The 3,060-nt window shown below is 46.0% G+C and carries 2 protein-coding genes; both read right to left on the bottom strand.

All coding sequences use genetic code 11. From position 1 onward, the window contains the following. Positions 1 to 1,986, bottom strand: a 1,986-nt coding sequence (locus tag VIP81_RS02315; RefSeq protein ID WP_331956864.1) for a helix-hairpin-helix domain-containing protein, incomplete at its 3' end; no start/stop codon positions are given. Further along, positions 1,953 to 2,747 carry a hypothetical protein gene (locus VIP81_RS02310; protein ID WP_331956863.1) on the bottom strand — a complete coding sequence of 265 codons (795 nt, stop codon included), beginning with the start codon at positions 2,745 to 2,747 and terminating at the stop codon, positions 1,953 to 1,955. The genes VIP81_RS02315 and VIP81_RS02310, both read right to left, overlap by 34 nt. Between the last annotated feature and the right edge of the window lie 313 nt (positions 2,748 to 3,060).

Here is a 3,060-nt window from a genome sequence, read left to right as displayed (position 1 = left end):
TGTTCCCGGATAAATTGTTTGATGAAAACGCGCCCATGCTGATATTCGTTGATTGATTTTCCATTTTACATTTACGTAATACTGCCATCCAAGGCCATAGAGCTGGGATACCGCGTTTTCATACAACACGCTGCTTTCAACAGCATAAATACGGGAGTCGTAACTACTGGTTTGAAAACGGGCTAACCTTCCGCTAACGGTAAAGGGTAAACGTTTAAAATGATATCCTGCGTCCAGATAAATCATCCATCCATGCTGTATATTCGCAGCAGACCGATAACTACTATATTCGAATCGCGCTTTAGTAGTTAGCTGTTTACTTTTTTGCCAGCTCCATTGAAAACGTATATGCGTAGCAGTTATTAGCTCCGGTACTTTGATCGGATTATCCGGGAGCAAGGCATTTTCGCCGGATTGACGGTAATTATACCGCAACAACAAAGTCGTTTTTTTATTCGGCGTATAACTACCCTGCACAAAAAAGTCCCTGCCGTCAGAAGGTGCATTGATACGATACTTCAGCCAGGGGAAACGAAAAAAATCTGCATAGGCATCCAGCTTGCAACGGGCATTTATTTTAAACGTTACTGCCATATACATTCCATTTTCATTGGCAGTACGATAGCCGTCACCAAAGCCTTTGGCAAACAGCGATTGATAAGCCCTATCATAGTAACGGTATACGAGAGCAATATCCACAGATGGCGCCACGCTGGTAAGCAATCCCTGCATAATAGCCAGCTTACCGTTATCGCTTGCTGCCGCCTCGCCAAACAGGTGAACATTTTTCCAGCTACCGGCATAGTCTATGCTTCCTGCCGACAGCTGTTGGCCATTAAAGTCGAATTGATTATAAGGTGCGATCTCTTTCTGCAAAGCCGGTGCAAAACGATGACTAATTATATTGCCGCCCAGTTGCCAGCGATGGGTGGTATATCGGATATTGCCACCTGCACTCCATAGTTGTACAAGACCACGTTTGTCTATTTCAGTAGCCGTGCGGTGATAGCCGCTGCTGATCACGCTGGCAGCAATCACTTCCTCCATTAAAGTATCTGTACTGCCATCCTGTTTGCGCCAGGAAGCAAATGCGGTAAGTTCCCAATGTTTTTGCTGCAGCGTGATAGCAGCGCCTCTGAAAAAATAAAACTCTCCCGGAGAAGTGTAGGGCCGCAGTACTTCTCCCTCCCGTTTTACCTGCATCACGGCCGCCCCTTTGTCATAGGCCTGTGATTGCCAATTCAACAGGCCCTGCCCGAGATTGACGGTGTAATCCCCTAAGGCAAATGCTTTTATCTTCCGGTAATTCCTGATAAAAAGATGGGCGCTGTAAAAATCAAAACCTTGTTGTTGGGCGCCTCTAAAAATCGCTTCGCCGGCATCTTTTTCCATCACCACACCCCAGCTGATATATCGGGGAAAACTATAGCGGTAACGCATAAACAATTTCTCCGGACTCCCTCTATAAGCAGGAAGCGTACTGTCTGTATGCAGATATCCTTTTGCTTTTTCCAGCGGCCGTGCATAACGCAGCAGGAATGTATGATCTCCTTTATGCAGATAATCGTGTAGGGTATAATGTGGCGACAGGTCGTTGCCTACCATGACATAAGGCAGCAGGCGCCGGATTACATCCGGCTCAAAGCCAGGCACCGCCTGCAATTCATAGATACTCAATAAATCGCCCAGCAACAAACGGTATTGCAAAAAATTACTGATCTGTAATGGTGTCAGCAAACCAATAGACTGCAGCGTCGCTTCATCCGCAGTATTCAGCTGGATTTTATGCCTGCTGAGTGCATTCAGTTGCTGCCATTGTGTATCGTCTTCCGATACGCTTTCTGTGCCGGCCGTTTCTTTCTCCAGGTTATTTTCCATCACTGCCGGCAAAGATTCTTCCTGTTGCCGGGCTTTTGTTTCCCTGCACAGACATAGCAGCAGCGCACAACAAATTATTCTGTAGCTGGTGGTGTAGCTGGTTGCCATATCAGCGAGGTTGAAGGAGTGATACCTAACTGTGGATGAAATCCGGCGGCAATATCTATGCGCAGAGAACGCAGGTAGAATATGACCGCGGCGGTATTATATGCAGGGCTTGATGCCATGCCTATTTCCAGCGCCAGGGCGCGCACGATCCGGTAATACGCAGCGGCTTTCATGCTGGTCATCCTGCCAATACTAATCACACCGGCAGTTAATAAAAAATCGCGGGATGCTTCGAAACCGGCGCCACCGCTGTACATCACGGGTTCATGGGCCGACTTACGAATCTGGAATCCTGTATGCAGTTTCTCACTGCAATGCCATAGTATGCCTCCATCAAAACTAACAGCACTGACATTGGGTAGTCCCTGTACTGCCGTTGTTTCATAATTAAACTGCACCCCTATGCCCAGCTTATTACCCAGGGTACGCCCATAAGCGCCACTGAGCTGTTGCTGATGCCAGGCGCTGTTACCCAAACGGGCGATACTGCCGCCAAAGGCGCCGGCAGATACAGGTATGGCGATCATCACCGCATACATAGCAGCCTCCTTCAACAGGAACCTGTTCTCTGAATAAATACCGGCGCTTAATTCCGGCAAACAGGATAAACCAGCAGGGTTGGTCCATGCAGCAATGACATTCTGAAAATGACGGCTATAACTGCCAATACCGGTATTTTTTCCAACAGGCATTAGCAAAGGTTGCGCAGATAGCAACGAGATCCACCACGTGGATATAAGGGTCAACAAAAACTGTTTCATCCGGGAGTTGGGTTTAACAATAAAAATCAGCAGATAGTCCGGGTTAACTAATGGCTATCATCGGAAACAAAGGTAGCAACCGTTTTTAAGGCAAGTGTTAATGAAACATAAACAGGCGATTTTTTGTCTTACTCAGGATTATACTGATTTAGATGATTTTCCGGATTTTTACTTTTTTTGATTTTGATAATTTAAAAAGATGAGGGAAGATAACAGCGGATAAATTCGCTAATATCTTCCCTCATCTTTTATAATCTTAAAAGTAAAAATCCGGAAAATCATCTAAATCAGTATAATCCTGAGTAAGACAAAA

This window comes from Chitinophaga sp. (genome assembly GCF_036566945.1).
In the GTDB taxonomy this organism is placed as follows: domain Bacteria; phylum Bacteroidota; class Bacteroidia; order Chitinophagales; family Chitinophagaceae; genus Chitinophaga.
The sequence above is the reverse complement of the archived record's forward strand: the minus strand, read 5'-3'. Positions and strand labels throughout refer to the sequence as shown.